This window comes from Nitrincola tibetensis (assembly GCF_003284585.1).
GTDB lineage: Bacteria > Pseudomonadota > Gammaproteobacteria > Pseudomonadales > Balneatricaceae > Nitrincola > Nitrincola tibetensis.
In genome coordinates this window covers 1-16,728 of sequence record NZ_QKRX01000009.1, presented here as the reverse complement: position 1 = coordinate 16,728, position 16,728 = coordinate 1, and the positions used below count along the sequence as shown (strand labels likewise).

At 48.1% G+C, this 16,728-nt stretch carries 16 protein-coding genes; 14 read left to right on the top strand and 2 right to left on the bottom strand.

The genetic code is table 11. The features are described 5' to 3' along the window. Positions 1-134: 134 nt before the first annotated feature. The 13 genes from hutI (at position 135) to DN062_RS12200 (ending at position 14,554) form a co-directional block, all read left to right on the top strand. Positions 135-1,373 carry an imidazolonepropionase gene (gene hutI / locus DN062_RS12260; RefSeq protein WP_205126725.1) on the top strand — a complete coding sequence of 413 codons (1,239 nt, stop codon included), beginning with the start codon at positions 135-137 and terminating at the stop codon, positions 1,371-1,373. Beyond that, positions 1,366-2,331, top strand: a complete 966-nt coding sequence (hutG, locus tag DN062_RS12255; protein ID WP_112159620.1) for a formimidoylglutamase — start codon at positions 1,366-1,368, stop codon at positions 2,329-2,331. Before hutI ends, hutG begins: the two co-directional genes overlap by 8 nt. A 5-nt stretch (positions 2,332-2,336) precedes the next feature. After that, positions 2,337-4,010, top strand: a complete 1,674-nt coding sequence (gene hutU / locus DN062_RS12250) for a urocanate hydratase (RefSeq protein WP_112159619.1) — start codon at positions 2,337-2,339, stop codon at positions 4,008-4,010. A 59-nt stretch (positions 4,011-4,069) separates the two neighbouring features. Next, on the top strand, positions 4,070-5,602 hold the full coding sequence (hutH, locus tag DN062_RS12245; RefSeq protein ID WP_112159618.1) for a histidine ammonia-lyase: 1,533 nt from the start codon (positions 4,070-4,072) through the stop codon (positions 5,600-5,602). A gap of 139 nt (positions 5,603-5,741) precedes the next feature. Continuing rightward, a complete protein-coding gene (gene hutC, locus DN062_RS12240; RefSeq protein ID WP_112159617.1) occupies positions 5,742-6,455 on the top strand; it encodes a histidine utilization repressor in 714 nt (237 codons plus the stop codon). Positions 6,456-6,613: 158 nt separating this feature from the next. Continuing rightward, positions 6,614-7,156 (top strand): PH domain-containing protein, encoded by a 543-nt coding sequence (locus DN062_RS12235; protein ID WP_112159616.1) that lies wholly within the window; start codon positions 6,614-6,616, stop codon positions 7,154-7,156. A 168-nt stretch (positions 7,157-7,324) separates the two neighbouring features. After that, positions 7,325-8,527 (top strand): glycine betaine/L-proline ABC transporter ATP-binding protein ProV, encoded by a 1,203-nt coding sequence (gene proV, locus DN062_RS12230; RefSeq protein WP_112159615.1) that lies wholly within the window; start codon positions 7,325-7,327, stop codon positions 8,525-8,527. Continuing rightward, a complete protein-coding gene (gene proW / locus DN062_RS12225) occupies positions 8,524-9,609 on the top strand; it encodes a glycine betaine/L-proline ABC transporter permease ProW (RefSeq protein ID WP_112159614.1) in 1,086 nt (361 codons plus the stop codon). The genes proV and proW overlap by 4 nt, the downstream gene beginning before the upstream one ends. Positions 9,610-9,636: 27 nt before the next feature. Beyond that, complete coding sequence (proX, locus tag DN062_RS12220) at positions 9,637-10,626, top strand: glycine betaine/L-proline ABC transporter substrate-binding protein ProX (RefSeq protein WP_112159613.1); 990 nt, start codon at positions 9,637-9,639, stop codon at positions 10,624-10,626. 176 nt (positions 10,627-10,802) lie between these two features. Next, the gene (locus DN062_RS12215) at positions 10,803-11,900 is read left to right on the top strand and encodes a carboxynorspermidine decarboxylase (protein ID WP_112159612.1); all 1,098 of its coding nucleotides are present in this window, start codon (positions 10,803-10,805) and stop codon (positions 11,898-11,900) included. A gap of 56 nt (positions 11,901-11,956) precedes the next feature. Then, complete coding sequence (locus DN062_RS12210; protein ID WP_112159611.1) at positions 11,957-13,198, top strand: saccharopine dehydrogenase family protein; 1,242 nt, start codon at positions 11,957-11,959, stop codon at positions 13,196-13,198. A 136-nt stretch (positions 13,199-13,334) separates the two neighbouring features. Continuing rightward, the gene (gene ylqF / locus DN062_RS12205; protein WP_112159610.1) at positions 13,335-14,240 is read left to right on the top strand and encodes a ribosome biogenesis GTPase YlqF; all 906 of its coding nucleotides are present in this window, start codon (positions 13,335-13,337) and stop codon (positions 14,238-14,240) included. Beyond that, complete coding sequence (locus DN062_RS12200; RefSeq protein WP_112159609.1) at positions 14,237-14,554, top strand: hypothetical protein; 318 nt, start codon at positions 14,237-14,239, stop codon at positions 14,552-14,554. The genes ylqF and DN062_RS12200 overlap by 4 nt, the downstream gene beginning before the upstream one ends. Here the strand turns inward: DN062_RS12200 and trxC are convergent. Continuing rightward, positions 14,547-14,981, bottom strand: a complete 435-nt coding sequence (gene trxC, locus DN062_RS12195) for a thioredoxin TrxC (RefSeq protein ID WP_112159608.1) — start codon at positions 14,979-14,981, stop codon at positions 14,547-14,549. The two genes, DN062_RS12200 and trxC, sit on opposite strands and share 8 nt — an antisense overlap. Before the next feature lie 89 nt (positions 14,982-15,070). Beyond that, entirely contained in the window at positions 15,071-15,280 is a 210-nt protein-coding gene (locus DN062_RS18480) for a hypothetical protein (RefSeq protein WP_133256760.1), read from the bottom strand. 579 nt (positions 15,281-15,859) lie between these two features. Here DN062_RS18480 and DN062_RS12190 point away from each other — a divergent pair. Further along, positions 15,860-16,567: an HNH endonuclease gene (locus DN062_RS12190; RefSeq protein WP_112159607.1), complete on the top strand. Its 708-nt coding sequence runs from the start codon at positions 15,860-15,862 to the stop codon at positions 16,565-16,567. The last annotated feature ends 161 nt before the right edge of the window (positions 16,568-16,728 follow it).

The following is a 16,728-nucleotide window of genomic DNA, read 5'->3' as shown; positions in this document are numbered from 1 at the left end:
TTTTATCGCCATCGAATCCGATCGATAAAATTTTAACGCTAAGCCTTGATCAATCGTCATTTATCTATTAATGTATATACAAATATATACATTACATGTTTCGAGTTTTATAACGACTTGCAGAGAGATAAATTATGGTTGACCTCAGCACCTGCGACAGGGTTTGGATTAATGCCACTATTGCAACCCAAAGCATTGACTCGACAGAGCCCTATGGTGTTCTGAGTGACGCTTTCATTGGCGTGCGAGACGGGCGTATTACACATGTTGAGTCCATGTCCAGCCTAGCTGTCGAAGCGCTGCAAGGACTGGATGTACAGGATGTGCAAGGTCGCTGGATCAGCCCAGGTTTGATTGATGCACACACGCATCTGGTTTACTCAGGTAGCCGTGCGAAAGAATTTGAAATGCGTTTGCAAGGTGCCACCTATGCGGAAATTGCCAAGGCGGGTGGTGGGATTCTTTCAAGTGTACAGCAAACGCGTGCTGCTAGTTTTGAGCAGTTGGTGGCAGAATCTGCACCGCGCTTACAGGCCTTAATGGCCGAAGGTGTAACCTGTGTTGAAATTAAATCGGGTTATGGTCTGGATTTAGAAACAGAGTTAAAGCTTTTGAGAGTGGCGCGGCACTTGGCTCAAATTTTTCCTGTTCGTATTTCAACAACGCTTTTAGCCGCGCACGCACTTCCACCTGAATATAAAGATCGTTCGGATGACTATATCGATTTTATCTGTGATGAGCTTTTACCTCTAGCCGTTGCCGAAGGTCTCGTTGATGCGGTTGATGTATTTTGTGAATCCATTGGCTTTAGTGCGGCACAGAGTGAGCGCCTTTTTCAAGTTGCCAACACCTATGGTTTGGGTATTCATATTCATGCAGAGCAGCTATCCCAGCAACACGGAGCCGCACTTGCTGCGCGGTATGGGGCTTGGTCGGCCGATCATTTAGAGTGGCTTGACGAAGAGGGTGTTGAGGCCATGAAAGCGGCCAAGACCCAAGCGACGCTGCTGCCAGGCGCCTTTTACTTCCTGCGAGAAACACGCCTGCCGCCGATTGAACTGTTGCGCAAGCATCAAGTGCCCATGGTGGTGGCAACGGATCTAAACCCCGGTACATCTCCCTTTGCTTCCTTGCGTTTAGCCATGAATATGGCCTGTACCTTGTTTCGTTTAACGCCAGAAGAAGCCTTGGCGGGGGTTACACGCCATGCAGCGTCGGCACTGGGAATGGGGGAGAATTTAGGCCAATTGCGGCCCGGTTTCTTAGCTGACTTTGTGGTTTGGGATGTGCAGCATCCCGCCGATTTGGCGTATCAATGTGGGGTAAGAGCCGTGTATCAGCGTATTTTTAATGGAGAGGTTAGCCATGCATGAGTCATTTATGAAAGAGGCATGGTCTGGACGTATCGATCGTGAAGAAGTGCCTGAGCTATCACTGCGCTTGCATCAATGTGTTCAGCCATTTGCACCCTCAGGGCAGTCTTCCTCTGACGGCGTTGTCGTCATCGGCTTTTGTTCAGATGAGGGCGTGAAGCGAAACCAAGGGCGCATTGGAGCCGCGCAAGCGCCCAATCAGTTACGCCGTTACTTGAGTCAATTGCCTTGGCAGGCCAACCTGCCTGTATACGACGCTGGTAACATCGACTGCCAAGATGGGCAATTGGAAGCAGCACACCTTGCCTTAGCCGAACAGGTGGCACTGGTGTTAGCGCATCGTGGCTTCCCTTTTATTTTAGGGGGTGGGCATGAAGTGGCCTATGGTTCTTGGCTAGGTTTAGTGACCCATCTTGAGCGCACAATCGCCGATCACTCCGTGCGACCTACAATCGGCATTATTAATTTTGATGCGCATTTTGACTTGCGAAAAGCCGAGCAGAGCAGTTCGGGCACGCCTTTTTATCAAATCGCCGAGGCCTGTAACGCACGCAATATCGATTTTCATTACGCCTGTTTTGGTGTGAGTGAAACGGCCAATACGCTAGCGCTCTTCGAGCGGGCAGATGCATTGAACGTATGCGTGCGCAAGGATAAAGCCCTGACGCTGCTGGATTTGCCGTCCGCAAGTGCGCAATTGGCAAGCTTCATGGAGGCTTGCGATCTGATTTATTTAACCATTGATTTAGATGTCTTTCCGGCAGCCGTCGCGCCGGGTGTGAGTGCGCCTGCACCACGCGGAGTCAGCGTTGAGGTAATTGAGTCGTTAATCGACGGGATTAAAGCAACAGGCAAGCTTGCTGTGGCAGACATCGCCGAATACAACCCCACATATGATATTGACAACCATACAGCGCGTGTCGCGGCACGTCTGTTTTATACTATAACAAGAGGATAAGGCTAATGAACGCAAATCGACATGACCCCTCCCGTGTCATCAAGGCGCCTGTTGGGACAGAACTTCAATGTAAAAGTTGGTTAACAGAAGCTGCTTTGCGCATGTTAATGAATAATTTGCATCCAGATGTCGCAGAGCGCCCTGAAGATTTGGTCGTGTATGGTGGTATTGGCCGTGCCGCACGCGATTGGGAATGCTTTGATAAAATTGTCGAGGTGCTTAAGCGCTTAGAAGACGATCAAACGCTGTTGGTGCAATCAGGTAAGCCTGTGGGTGTGTTCCAAACTCATGCAGATGCGCCGCGTGTCTTGATTGCCAACTCTAACCTAGTGCCACATTGGGCCACTTGGGAGCACTTCAACGAGTTGGATCGCAAGGGTCTGATGATGTATGGGCAGATGACGGCCGGCTCTTGGATCTACATAGGCTCACAAGGGATAGTGCAAGGTACCTACGAGACCTTTGTCGCCATGGCTAAACAGCATTATCAAGGCGACACACAAGGTCGTTGGGTCTTAACAGGCGGGCTAGGAGGCATGGGCGGTGCTCAACCTTTGGCGGCGACGATGGCTGGTTTTCATTGCATTGCAGTTGAGTGTGATGAAACCCGAATCGACTTTAGAATCAGAACAGGCTATGTCGATAAAAAAGCCTATTCACTTGATGAAGCCTTGCAGCAACTTGAGGAAGCTAAGCAATCCGGCGTGCCCACTTCTATCGGGCTATTGGGTAACTGCGCGGATATCTATCCCGAAATTGTTGAGCGTAACCTCATCCCTGATGTCGTTACCGATCAGACAAGTGCCCATGATCCGCTGAATGGCTATTTGCCAAAAGGTTGGACCTTGGAGCAGGCAAAAGCCCTAAGAGAAACTGATCCAAAAGCGGTTGTCGATGCTGCCAAAGAATCCATGGCGATTCAAGTAAGAGCCATGCTGGCCTTGCAAGCAAAAGGTGCACCCACAACGGACTATGGCAACAACATCCGTCAAATGGCCTTTGAAAAGGGCGTTGAGAATGCATTTGATTTCCCAGGGTTTGTGCCTGCTTATATTCGTCCTTTGTTCTGTCAAGGAATAGGGCCTTTCCGTTGGGCTGCCTTGTCTGGCGATCCTGAAGATATTTATAAAACCGACCAAAAAGTGAAAGAGTTGATCCCAGACGATCCACACTTGCACAATTGGTTGGATATGGCACGCGAGCGCATTTCTTTTCAGGGCGTTCCTGCACGAATTTGCTGGGTAGGATTAAAAGATCGTGCGCGCTTGGCGCTGGCCTTTAATGAAATGGTCAAGACGGGGGAGCTAAAAGCGCCTATCGTGATCGGCCGAGACCATCTGGACTCAGGATCTGTCGCCAGTCCAAACCGTGAAACCGAATCAATGCTAGATGGGTCGGATGCTGTATCCGACTGGCCGTTGTTAAATGCGCTCTTGAATACCGCGGGCGGTGCTACTTGGGTGTCTCTGCATCATGGCGGCGGCGTGGGCATGGGCTTTAGTCAGCATTCGGGTGTGGTCATTGTTGCGGACGGTAGCGATGCCGCCCATCGACGCTTAGCAAGAGTTTTGCGCAACGACCCAGGCACGGGCGTGATGCGTCATGCCGATGCCGGATATGACATTGCTAAACAGTGCGCGCGGGAACAAGGGCTCGATCTGCCCATGTTGAAAGATTAAGTCCATGACGGAGAGGGGCGATCTCCCTCTCTTAGATAACCGAATAGGATAGATACACTATGTTTAACTTAATGATTCAACCTGGAAAAATGACGCTGGCTGATTTGCGTCGCGTTAATTTAGAACCTGTTGCGCTGTCACTTGATCCTAGCTGTCGAGAGCTAATCGATCAAAGCCATGCGGCTGTTCAGCGCGTTATCGCTGAAGATCGAGTTGTGTATGGAATTAATACAGGCTTTGGTCTGCTGGCCAACACGCGTATCGCACCCAAAGACTTAGAGCTTTTGCAGCGCAGTATCGTTTTATCCCATGCTGCAGGCACCGGTAACATGATGGACGACTCCACAGTTCGCCTAATGATGGTCCTCAAAATCAACTCGTTGGCAAGAGGCTTCTCTGGCATTCGCAATGAGGTGATTGATGCGTTGATTCAGTTGGTGAATGCTGAAGTTTACCCCTGTGTTCCGCAAAAAGGATCGGTGGGTGCCTCTGGTGATTTGGCGCCCTTGGCACACATGAGTACCGTTCTGTTAGGTGAGGGTGAGGTTCATTATCAAGGTCGTCGTATGAGCGGTGCAGAAGGTTTGGCGATCGCCGGACTCAAGCCGATAACGCTGGCCCCTAAGGAAGGTCTAGCGTTGCTAAATGGCACGCAAGCTTCCACCGCCTTTGCCTTGCAGGGTTTGTTTGCGGGAGAGGATTTGTTCGCGGCCGCTATCGTGGCGGGCACCTTCTCGGTTGAAGCGGCATTGGGCAGCCGTCGCCCATTTGATGCCCGCATCCACGAAGTAAGAGGCCATCAAGAACAAATTGACACGGCCGCTGCCTATCGTTATTTGTTGGGTGAGTCTTCAGAAGTGGGCAACTCCCATACCCAGTGTGAAAAAGTACAGGATCCTTATTCCTTGCGCTGCCAGCCACAAGTCATGGGGGCCTGTTTGCAGCAAATTCGCAACTCGGCTCGGGTGTTGTTGACCGAAGCAAATGCTGTCTCTGATAATCCGCTGGTCTTTGCCGACCAGAATGAATTTATCTCGGGCGGTAACTTCCATGCCGAACCCGTTGCCATGGCGGCGGATAACTTGGCCTTGGCCTTGGCTGAAATCGGTGCTTTATCCGAGCGACGCATGGCGCTTTTGATTGACACTCATTTAAGCAAGCTGCCTCCGTTTTTGGTCAACAATGGCGGCGTTAACTCAGGCTTTATGATTGCACAGGTCACTGCAGCGGCACTGGCATCCGAAAACAAGAGCATGGCGCATCCGGCGTCTGTTGACAGCATGCCGACATCCGCAAATCAGGAAGATCATGTATCTATGGCGACTTTTGCGGCGCGTCGGTTAATCGAGATGGCCGACAACACCAGCGGAATACTGGCCATCGAAATGCTGTCGGCGGCTCAGGGATTGGATTTCCGTGCACCCTTAAAATCGAGCGAGCTCATTGAGTCTGCAAAAACCGTGCTGCGTAATCAGGTGAGCTTCTACGATAAAGATCGTTATTTTGCACCCGACATAGAAAAAGCCAAGCAATTGGTAAAACAAGGTGCATTTAATGGCTACGCAACCCACGGTTTGTTGCCAAGCTTTTAAGTCAGCGATCATGATGATATGGGTGGGTGTGCTTTAGTCGCATGCCCGCCTTGTTGACTAGCTGTGACGTCTGTCGCAATTGTTTAAGAGGGATATTGTCTTTACAATTTGAGCCCTTAGTTAAGTGGGATGAACTTGAGTGGATAGACAACCGCGTTATCAGCAGATTAGACAATACATTTCGGACGCCATTCGAGCTAAGCAGTTTGTGTCTGGTGATCGTATTCCCACAGAGGCTGTGTTGCAGGCTCAATTCTCCGTCAGTCGTATGACCGTCAATAAGGCGTTAAGGGATTTGGTACAAGAGGGGCTGCTGGTTCGTTATCCAGGACTTGGTACCTTTGTTTCAGATGCTAAAGCGGAATCTCCTTTGACTGACATACGCAACATTGCCGAGGAGGTTCAACTAAGAGGGCATGTCTACTCCTGTGACGTGATAAAACTTGAGGCAGTGTTGGCCTCAGAATGGGTGGCCATGCGTTTAGGTGTCATGGCGGGCAGTCGCGTTTATCATTCCCTAATACTTCATAAAGAAAACTCAGTCCCGATCCAGCTTGAAGACCGCTACGTGTCGGCCGATCTTGTCCCTCATTATTTAGAGCAAGATTTTTTAGCGCAAACCCCCAACCAGTATTTGTCTGCAACCTGCCCAGCAACTGACATTGAGCATATTGTTGAAGCGGTACTGCCCGACGAAAGGGTGCAGGCGTACCTGAAGGTGGAAGCGACAATGCCATGCCTGCAAGTGAGTCGTCGAACTTGGTCTGGAGAGCGTTTGATCAGCTTCGCACTGTTGACGCATCCAGGTTCCAGTTATAAATTGCGCTCAGTGGTTCGGTTGGGTAAGGACTAAATCCACGCAGCTGTTCAGTCACGGCTACGGCAGCGAATCTGTTCAATGTGCGATAAATTGCCATAGTTACATGTTAAACTTTAGTACTTGTGTTGTGTCACACTCACGTAAACACGTAAAACCCCATTTCTTTTCAATGCGTCAGGGAGATCGCCATTATGTTAGAAAATGAAGTCACACGCCTAGTCATTAAGCGTCATCCGCTAATTTACCTAGCGGGTTTGGTGCGTCTGTTTATTGCGGTTGTGTTCTATTTATTATCGCAAAACGCGAACAGCGCACAGCCTTTTTGGGATAACTGGGCGGTTATTGAGTGGTACCGTGATATCGTGAGCGAGTACTTTGGTGCTGGCTTTGGTATACCTGCGCTCTGGGTGAGTCTTGCGATTTTGGCCGTCGCTGTCTGGTTTTTTATAAAAGCCGTTTCTCGGTTGTTGCACCCACTGACCTTGCGCGATGAGGTGACAAACTACCGGCTAACGAATCGTTCTGGCTTGCTGTTTCAACGCAAGCAAGAGCTTTATCTGCGCTCAGTTGATGGCGTTTTATTGGAGCAGAGCTTAATAGGAAAGCTAATGAATACAGGAACGCTGAAAGTGATTGGTCGTGGTGATAGTTCAATTACATTGGCTTATGTATTGCATTACGATGAAACAAAAGATGCCTTCGATCATTTGCTACTTAAGGAACCATCGCTTTAATCCCTTAATGAATTCCGTTATAGATCCTTCCTATTTAATTTGAATGTCAAGGCTCAGGTTCTCCTGGGCTTTTTTTTGCTTTTTTGTTGGAAATCAGGTAGGTTAAATGAGTGCTTTGCAATGCAATATATTGTGAGGCTTGATATTAACTAAACCTAAGGTTGGCGAGTGAGCACAAAACTCGAAGTTAAAAATCTATACAAAGTCTTTGGTGATGAGCCAAAGAAAGCCATTGAAATGGCAAAGCAGGGCATCGATAAAGACCAAATTTTCGCCGAGACGGGAATGACACTCGGCGTTAAAGATGTCTCTCTTCAAATTCATACTGGCGAAATATTCGTCATTATGGGTTTATCCGGCTCCGGAAAATCAACCTTGGTGCGTTTGCTTAATCGTCTGATTGAACCCAGCGCAGGTCAAGTATTGCTCGATGGCGAAAACATTGCCGCCATGTCAGACGAGGCATTGCGCCAAGTTCGTCTCAAGAAAATCAGCATGGTGTTTCAGTCGTTTGCCTTGATGCCGCATTTGTCCGTGTTGGAAAACACAGCATTTGGCTTGGAACTCGCAGGCGTGCCCGTTAGCGAACGCCATGAAAAAGCCATGCAAGCCTTGCAGCAAGTAGGGCTTGAGTCGCATCTGCATGCCTACCCAGATGAATTGTCCGGTGGGATGCAGCAACGTGTAGGCTTGGCACGTGCCTTGGCCATCGACCCTGAAGTGTTGCTCATGGACGAAGCCTTTTCAGCGCTGGATCCGCTAATCCGCACAGGTATGCAGGATGAGCTGGTTCAATTGCAAGCCAAGTATCAGCGCACCATTGTCTTTATTTCGCATGATCTGGACGAAGCCATGCGCATAGGTGATCGCATCGCCATTATGCAAGGCGGAGAAGTGGTTCAGGTTGGGACGCCCGATGATATCTTGCATAATCCCGCCAACGATTATGTTCGATCCTTTTTTCAAGGGGTGAATGTGTCTCAGGTGTTTACCGCCAAAGACATTTGCCGTCGCAAGCAATCGACCATAATCCGTAAAACCCTTGAAGGAGGTGTTGCGGCGGCCATTGCACAGTTACAAGATGCTGATCGTGATTTTGGTTATGTCGTGGATAAAGAGGGGCGTTTCGAAGGCGTTGTGAGCCTTGCGTCACTCTGGTCGGCTGAAAAGTCAGGTAAGTCATTGATGAACGCCTGCTTATTAGACTTGCCGATCGTCAAGGCAGACTCTTCATTAAGTGAAATTATCTCTGTTATTGCGCAAGCACCCTGTGCCGTGCCAGTTGTCGATGATAACCAAAAATACCTAGGTCTGATTACCCGAGCGCAGTTGTTGCAAGCGCTGGATAGAGAAGAGGACACAACTCCATGACCACCACTACCGAAACGACAGACCCTTGGTCAAGTGCAGCGCCTCCCGAAGACAGGTCCATGGCCTCAGACCCTTGGGGCAATGCGCCCAGTGGTCAGGAGCAAGCGTCCGGTTCAAGTTGGTTGACCTCATCCGCTGAGCAGGCACCGATCACCAACTCATGGACGGATCCCTTCCTAGTCGAATGGTTTGACCTGCGCAGTTTGGTCAATACAGGCGTTAAGCATCTCGTTGAGAATTTTCGTGGCTTTTTCGATATCGCAAAACAGCCTGTTGACTGGATGCTCGAAATCTTCACCCTCGCGCTTACCAGTGTTCATCCGTTTGTGGTGATTGCACTCTTTGCGCTGGTGTGTTGGCAAGTATCTGGCTGGCGCTTAGCCCTTGGCGGCATTGTTTCGCTGGTGTTTCTGGGTGCCATGAGTGTCTGGGATGAATCCATGATCACTTTGGCCCTGGTGCTAACCTCTGTTTTCTTTTGCTTGTTAATTGGGATTCCCACTGGAATCTTAATGTCACGCAGTGAGGGGGTTGCACGGGCCTTAAGGCCAATCTTGGATGCGATGCAGACCACGCCCGCCTTTGTGTATTTGGTCCCTATCGTGATGCTGTTTGGTATCGGGCGAGTGCCGGGTGTCATTGTCACCATTATCTTCGCCATGCCGCCGCTTATTCGCTTAACGCATCTAGGCATAAAGCAGGTCCCGGCCGATTTGATTGAAGCCTCGCGTGCCTTTGGTGCCAGCCGTCGACAGATTCTTTACCGTGTCCAGTTGCCCTTAGCGGTGCCAACCATTATGGCGGGTGTGAATCAAACGCTGATGTTGTCACTGTCGATGGTGGTGATTGCCTCAATGATTGCAGTGCCGGGCCTCGGCCTGATGGTGTTGCGTGGCATTGGCCGACTCGATGTTGGGCTTGCCACTGTAGGGGGACTTGGGATTGTTATCTTGGCCATTCTTTTGGATCGGATGACACAGTCTCTAGGACGAGATGCGCGTGAGCGCGGAACACGACACTGGTATGAATCAGGCCCTATCGGTTGGATTTATCGCCAATTCAAAACCCAGTCTAAAACCTAGGTATTATCAAACTCCAAGGAGAATAGAATGCTAAGTAAAAGAACCCAACATACCTTGTTGTTCACCAGTCTGTTGAGCGTTTCTGGCTTTGCAATGGCTCAGCCGGGCAGTGGTGTCAGTGTCCAAGCTGTTCACAGCCCTATTGCGGAAGAGGCCTTTCAGACGGTTATCGTGAACGAAGCGCTTAAAGCGTTAGGCTACGATGTTAAACCCATTCAGGAGGTGGATTACAGCGCAGGTTATACGGCCATCGCCAATGGTGATGCGACCTATACAGCGGTGAACTGGTTCCCTTTGCATAATACGATGTATGAAAATGCGGGCAGCGATGACGCATTTTATCGTGCAGGGCATTATGTGCAGGGCGCGGCACAAGGGTACTTGATCGATAAGAAAACCGCCGAAGAACATAACATCACCAATATCGCCGACTTTGCCAAGCCTGAGATTAGAGCTTTGTTTGATAATAATGGCGATGGAAAAGCAGACTTAACTGGCTGTCAGGCGGGTTGGGGTTGTGAAGGGGTGATCGAGCATCATTTAGATGCGTATGATCTCCGAGACAAAATCAACCATAATCAAGGCTCCTATGCGGCGATTATCTCCGATACGATCACGCGTTATGAGCAAGGCGAGCCGATTTTATATTACACTTGGACGCCTTACTGGGTATCGGGCATTCTTGTTCCGGGTACCGATGTTGTCTGGTTAGAAGTGCCTTTCTCGGCAAACCCAAATGACACCGACACCGAGCTGCCGAATGGTCGTAACTATGGCTTCGATATTAACTCGATGCGTATCGTTGCGAACAAAGCCTGGGCCGAAGCCAATCCTGCAGCCGCTAAGCTGTTTGAGGTGATGAGTCTGCCTGTGAATGATGTCAGTGCACAAAATATGCTGGTTCGTAATGGCGAAGACAGCCCTGCACAGATTGAGCGTCATGCACAGTCATGGATTGCAGCGCATCAGGCGACGTTTGATGCTTGGGTTGATGCCGCTCGCGCCGCTGCAAACTAATTCATTTCGGTTGTCATGTTAATGTCATATAAAAACCCTAGCCTTGTGCTAGGGTTTTTTATGCGCTAATTGAGAGTTTTCCTCGAAGAATAGAAAGCTTTCCACTATAATCGCGCGTTTTATTGGCTGTAGGGCTATCCGTCTACTGACCAGATTACAGGGTACGAGGAGCTGACATGATCAAAACCCCCTATTACCTTATCGATAAGGCAAGTTTATTGCGCAATCTGGAAAAGATCGCGTATGTGCGTGAGCATTCCGGTGCAAAGGCGCTATTGGCGTTGAAATGTTTCGCGACTTGGTCGGTTTTTGATCTGATGCGCGAGTACATGGACGGCACTACCTCGTCGTCACTGTTTGAAGTGCGCTTAGGCAAAGAAAAGTTTGGTAAAGAAACACATGCCTACAGTGTGGCCTATGCCGATGATGAAATAGAGCAGGTTTTGGCGTGCTCTGATAAGATTATTTTTAATTCTATCAGTCAGTTACAGCGCTTTTCTGAAGCGTCTTCTAATCATGTGCGTGGCCTGCGTGTGAATCCGCGTGTGAGCACCTCTGAATTTATTATTGCTGACCCTGCACGGCCATTTAGCCGTCTGGGTGAGTGGGATCCTGTCAAAATTGAAGGTGTGATCGACCAGATCTCTGGCTTCATGTTCCACAATAACTGCGAAAATGACGACTTCAATCGCTTTGACGAAATGCTGACGCAAATAGAAGCGACGTTTGGTCATCTTTTGCATAAAGTTGAGTGGGTTAGCTTAGGTGGCGGCATTCACTTTACGGGTGAAGGTTATCCAGTTGATGCCTTTTGCGCACGGTTAAAGCAGTTTGCACAAACCTTTGGTGTGCAGGTGTATTTAGAACCAGGTGAGGCGGCGATTACCTTATCGACCACTTTGGAAGTCACGGTGCTCGATACTCTATTTAATGGTAAGAACCTGGCGGTGGTAGACAGCTCCATCGAAGCGCATATGTTAGATTTGTTGATTTACCAGCAAAGCGCCAAGATGGCACCCTGTGAAGGTGAGCACGAGTACATGGTGTGCGGTAAGTCCTGCTTGGCGGGCGATATTTTTGGTACGTTTAGATTTGATGCGCCGCTGAAAGCGGGTGATCGTTTATCTTTTATCGATGCCGCTGGTTACACAATGGTGAAAAAGAATTGGTTTAATGGCGTGCAAATGCCATCAATCGCAGTACGCCAGTTGGATGGCCGCGTTGAGCTGATCAGGGAGTTTACCTTCGACGACTTTGTCCAGAACCTCTCTTAGTTGTTAAGAGGGGTTAATTGTTCGGCCCATGTTAAAAAGTGGAGTTGAGGAAAGAAATGAAAAAAAATGTTCTGATTATTGGTGCTGGAGGTGTGGCCCAAGTAGTGGCTCATAAATGTGCGCAACATAACGATATTTTGGGAAATATAGCGATTGCTTCCCGAAACATTGAAAAATGTGAGCATATTATTGCCAGTGTGTTAGAAAAGGGCAGCATGAAAGTGCAGGGTAGTCTTAACGCCTATGCTTTAAACGCATTGGATATTGAAGCGACTAAGGCGCTGATTGTAGAGACTGAGTCTCAACTGGTCATCAATGTCGGATCGGCTTTCATCAACATGTCTGTGCTAAGTGCCTGTATTGATACAGGGGCTGCGTACCTGGACACGGCGATTCATGAAGATCCTGCAAAAATCTGTGAAACTCCTCCTTGGTATGCTAATTACGAATGGAAACGTCGTGATTTGTGTAAAGAAAGGGGCGTGACTGCTATTTTAGGGGTGGGGTTTGATCCGGGTGTTGTCAATGCGTATGCAGCGTTGGCGGATCGTGAATATTTCGACAGCATCGATTCGATCGATATCATCGATATTAATGCTGGCAGTCATGGTCGTTATTTTGCGACTAACTTTGATCCTGAAATAAACTTCCGCGAGTTTACAGGGCAGGTTTGGTCATGGCAGAACAGCGAGTGGACTTCAAATAAAATGTTTGAAGTGAAGCGTACTGACGATCTTCCTGTGGTAGGAGTGCAAACTTCTTATATGACAGGGCATGATGAAGTGCATTCTTTGTCCGCAAATTTGAAGGTGCCGAATGTGCGCTTTTGGATGGGCTTTGGTGAGCATTACATTAATGTCTTTACCGTATTGAACAATTTAGGTCTTTTGTCGGAGCAACCGATTGTGACGGCTGAGGGCTTAGAAGTTGTGCCTTTAAAAGTGGTTAAGGCGGTGTTGCCGGATCCTTCTTCCTTGGCGCCGGATTACACAGGTAAAACCTGTATTGGCGATTTGGTTAAGGGTAAAAAGGACGGTCAGGATAAAGAGGTCTTTATCTATAACGTGGCCGATCATAAAGTTGCCTACGATGAAGTGGGCAGTCAAGGTATTTCGTACACGGCGGGTGTTCCAGCAGTTGCAGCAGCAATTCTGGTCGCCAAGGGTGATTGGGACGTGAGTACCATGGTTAACGTTGAAGAGTTGCCTCCGCAGCCTTTCTTGCAGTTACTGAACGAGATGGGCTTGCCCACGCGTATCCGTGATGAGCAGGGTGATCGTGATTTAACCTTCAACTAAACACGCGTCACACCGGATAAAAAACCAGCTTTTTAATCGAAGCTGGTTTTTTTGTTTTTTAAGTAATTAAGCAAGGTTCTTTTTCAAGGGCGTGTATAATGGCGTTATCTTGAATGAAGAGTATCCATAGAGCGTCATGAGTCGAATTAACTGGTTTCCTGGCCACATGCATAAAGCCCGCAAAGAAATTGCAGAGGTGATGGATGAGGTCGATGTTGTAATTGAAGTGTTGGATGCGCGTTTGCCGCGCTCTAGCGAAAACCCTTTGGTGGAAAAGCTACGCAAGGGTAAGCCAGTGCTTAAGTTGTTGAATAAGCAAGATTTAGCGGACCCAATGGTCACTGATGATTGGTTGGCGTATTTTAATGATCAAGAGGGCATCAAGGCGATTAGTCTTGATCATGGCGATCAGGCGTTAATTAAGCGCATTAGCAGTTTGTGTAAGTCGTTGGTGCCTGCGCGTGCGAAAGCGGATCGGCCTGTACGTGCGATGATCATGGGGATTCCGAATGTGGGGAAGTCCACCTTATTGAATGCCATGATGGGGCGCAAATTGGCGAAGGTAGGGAACGAGCCTGCGATTACGCGTCATCAAAAGCGTTATACGGTGCAAGATGGCATGGCGTTATCAGATACGCCGGGCATTCTTTGGCCTAAGATTGAGGATATCGATTCAGGTTATCGTTTGGCGGTAAGTGGTGCAATTAAAGACACGGCCATTGAGCATGAGTTGGTGGCGGCGTTTGCGGCAGAGTTTATGGCGAACCATTATGCGGGTCGTTTGATGGGGCGTTATAAAATCACTGATTTGCCCGATAATGCGGATCAAATTTTGGATGAGATCGGTCGAAAGCGTGGTTGTTTGCGACCAGGAGGGGTGGTGGATCGACATAAAGCCTCCGAAATTTTAATTAACGAAATGCGTGGCGGAAAACTGGGTCGTATCAGCTTTGAAACCCCCGCTGAGTGGCAAGAGAAAGAAGAAGCGGCTCGATTGGCTGCACTTGAAGCTGCTGAAGAAAATACAGAAGGTAAACTATGACACGCGAAAAGAAACGACGCACTGCAGTGCATCAAGACGAGTTGGTTTTTACGCCTCGTAAGCAAGAGCGTTTGGCTGATCCAGAAAGTTACGAGAGTCGTCGCAGCAAAGCGATTAAAGAGCGTAAGAAGCAGGCTTCAGTGTATGAGAAGGCACGTTTAGAGGCTGAGAAAGAGGCGAAAGCGGCAGCGGCGGGTCGCCGGGGTGCTCATAATACTGGGCCATTGGCGGATAAGATTCGTCGTTTAAATCAGCAGAAACGTAAAGCCGCTGAGCGTGATGCGAAAGCGGCTTCGGATGAGTCTGCTAGCTAAGTACCTGCTGTATCCAGCGTGCCAATTCAGAGGGCGGTAAAGCCCCTGATAGGCGCGCCACTTCTTTTCCCTGCTTAAACATCACTAATGTCGGAATGCTGCGTATCCCAAAGCGAGATCCCAGCATGGGTTCGGCTTCGGTATCGACTTTCACACAGCGTAATCCCGGTTCTTCATGTTTGGCGGCTTGTTCAAAGATCGGTGCAAATTGACGACAGGGGCCACACCAGGGTGCCCAGAAGTCGACGAGTACGGGTAAGTCTGCACTGATGTGTGCATCAAAATTCTGGCTGTTGAGATTTAAGGGCTTGCCTTCGAAGAGTGCTTGTTTGCAGGCGCCGCAGTTGGGTGCGTCGTTAAGACGTGAGGCGGGCAGTTTGTTTTTTCGATGGCAGTGGGGGCAGGTGACCACGTAGGCTTCAGACATAATGTTTCTCAAAATTTGTGGTTAAGACTCACCCTTGTATGGTGCGTTGGGTGTATTCATGTGCTCTGATATAGGGGTGATGTGGGAAATTACAAGGGTTGGGGTGGAAAGTCTTGCTCATTGGTGGGGGATGTCTTTCGGACATTGGGGGGCGGATGTTGAGGTTGGGGGGCTGAGGTCAGAGGTGTGTCATCACCACTCCAGACACGGCGTGAATCCATCCCTGGAGCCTCACTGTCGCCATCCATGGCGACCGATGGTCTTGAGTGGCGACAACACACCTCTTCCGTTGAGCGCATCGGTGTTTTCTGGATTTTTGATTAGGGTGTGCTTAAATTCATTGGGGTAGATGCTTGGCCTTTGGTGTTAATCATATATTTTGAATAGTTATTTTTGATTAACTGTATTAGGATCAAGTGATTGGTAGCGTTTTTTAGGGATGAGTGTTTGATATTTTGTTGGGATCTTTGGATGCTGTGATGGATCACGGGTAGGGCGGTAGCGTGGGTTTTGTTAGTAGATAAAAAGCTGTGCCATTAGAACTTCCTTACACTGTCACTGAACCTGTTGTTGGATTCAATAAATTGATTGTAGTTTTTAATGGTATCGGCATGAAAAAATAGCGACACAGGGGCAACAGTGAGATGAAGTACAAGAGTTGCGGATAAAGTAACCTTGAGCCCATCAGTTATTGAGTGTAGGTTGTTTGAATAGGTGATTCAGATCATCGATTTGGGCGGTAAATAAAGATTATAGTAAAGGGTGGGCTGTTGACGCTGGGTATTTTGATTTCAAAATGTCTAATCCGACAGGCTCGTTAGCTGGATCTAATTTGTCCGCACTCCATTCATAATATTTGTGTGTAAATAAGGATTAAAATGTCAAACGAAACACGAACAGAATTTGTTAATCGAGTTATGGGTCTCTCATTTCAATCAACTCAAGGTAAATACTCATATTGTAATGACTCAAAAAAGCAGATTCTTTTTAGTTTGAATGCAGAAAATGGGGATGTGATTCTAAGTCCTTCATGGTCGAGAAATGGTTATTCACACTCTTTAAAACATATACATAAAATAATAAATGATGGATACGATCTTTTAGTTTTTGAGACTAAAACTAAGAAGAATAAAAAAGGTGAGACATTAGCCAATGGATTTAATCCATTAATAGAAAAAAGAAAATTGGTAGTTGAGGGCGATATTTTTAAAGCTGTTAAAATAGAAGTTACCCAAAGTAAAGAAACTACTGGAAGTGGAAGCTCAATTTTTGAGGGAGCAAAAAAAACTATAACAGTTAATGCATATGAAAGAGACCCTCAAGCACGTCAGGCTTGTTTAGATGAATATGGGTACCTATGCAAGATTTGTGGGTTTGACTTTGAAAAAACCTATGGTGAACGTGGCAAGGAGTTTATCCATGTTCATCACATAGTGCCATTATCAGAAATAAAAAAGGAATATAAAGTTGATCCAGTTCAGGATCTAATTCCAGTATGTCCAAATTGCCATTCAATGTTACACCGAAAAGGACATACTATTACACCTGACGAATTGAAATCTATTATACTTAACAAGTCCTGCTAACAAGTCATTCCAGGTGACGCCTACGGCGCACCTGAATGAGGCCCCCTCTGGCAGGATAGTTGTCACTACTTAAAATTTAACCAGTTGGGGCGCTAAGGCTTTTTCGTGCCAAGTTATAGTGAAGAACGTAAACAAGCGATCTTGAGTAAGTTATTGCCGCC

What these genes read in the sequence shown, in the direction of transcription:
- hutI (WP_205126725.1), top strand. Translation starts at nt 135, where the DNA reads ATGGTTGACCTCAGCACCTGCGACAGGGTTTGGATTAATGCCACTATT.
- hutG (WP_112159620.1), top strand. Translation starts at nt 1,366, where the DNA reads ATGCATGAGTCATTTATGAAAGAGGCATGGTCTGGACGTATCGATCGT.
- hutU (WP_112159619.1), top strand. Translation starts at nt 2,337, where the DNA reads ATGAACGCAAATCGACATGACCCCTCCCGTGTCATCAAGGCGCCTGTT.
- hutH (WP_112159618.1), top strand. Translation starts at nt 4,070, where the DNA reads ATGTTTAACTTAATGATTCAACCTGGAAAAATGACGCTGGCTGATTTG.
- DN062_RS12235 (WP_112159616.1), top strand. Translation starts at nt 6,614, where the DNA reads ATGTTAGAAAATGAAGTCACACGCCTAGTCATTAAGCGTCATCCGCTA.
- proW (WP_112159614.1), top strand. Translation starts at nt 8,524, where the DNA reads ATGACCACCACTACCGAAACGACAGACCCTTGGTCAAGTGCAGCGCCT.
- proX (WP_112159613.1), top strand. Translation starts at nt 9,637, where the DNA reads ATGCTAAGTAAAAGAACCCAACATACCTTGTTGTTCACCAGTCTGTTG.
- DN062_RS12215 (WP_112159612.1), top strand. Translation starts at nt 10,803, where the DNA reads ATGATCAAAACCCCCTATTACCTTATCGATAAGGCAAGTTTATTGCGC.
- DN062_RS12210 (WP_112159611.1), top strand. Translation starts at nt 11,957, where the DNA reads ATGAAAAAAAATGTTCTGATTATTGGTGCTGGAGGTGTGGCCCAAGTA.
- ylqF (WP_112159610.1), top strand. Translation starts at nt 13,335, where the DNA reads ATGAGTCGAATTAACTGGTTTCCTGGCCACATGCATAAAGCCCGCAAA.
- DN062_RS12200 (WP_112159609.1), top strand. Translation starts at nt 14,237, where the DNA reads ATGACACGCGAAAAGAAACGACGCACTGCAGTGCATCAAGACGAGTTG.
- trxC (WP_112159608.1), bottom strand. Translation starts at nt 14,981, where the DNA reads ATGTCTGAAGCCTACGTGGTCACCTGCCCCCACTGCCATCGAAAAAAC.
- DN062_RS18480 (WP_133256760.1), bottom strand. Translation starts at nt 15,280, where the DNA reads ATGCGCTCAACGGAAGAGGTGTGTTGTCGCCACTCAAGACCATCGGTC.
- DN062_RS12190 (WP_112159607.1), top strand. Translation starts at nt 15,860, where the DNA reads ATGTCAAACGAAACACGAACAGAATTTGTTAATCGAGTTATGGGTCTC.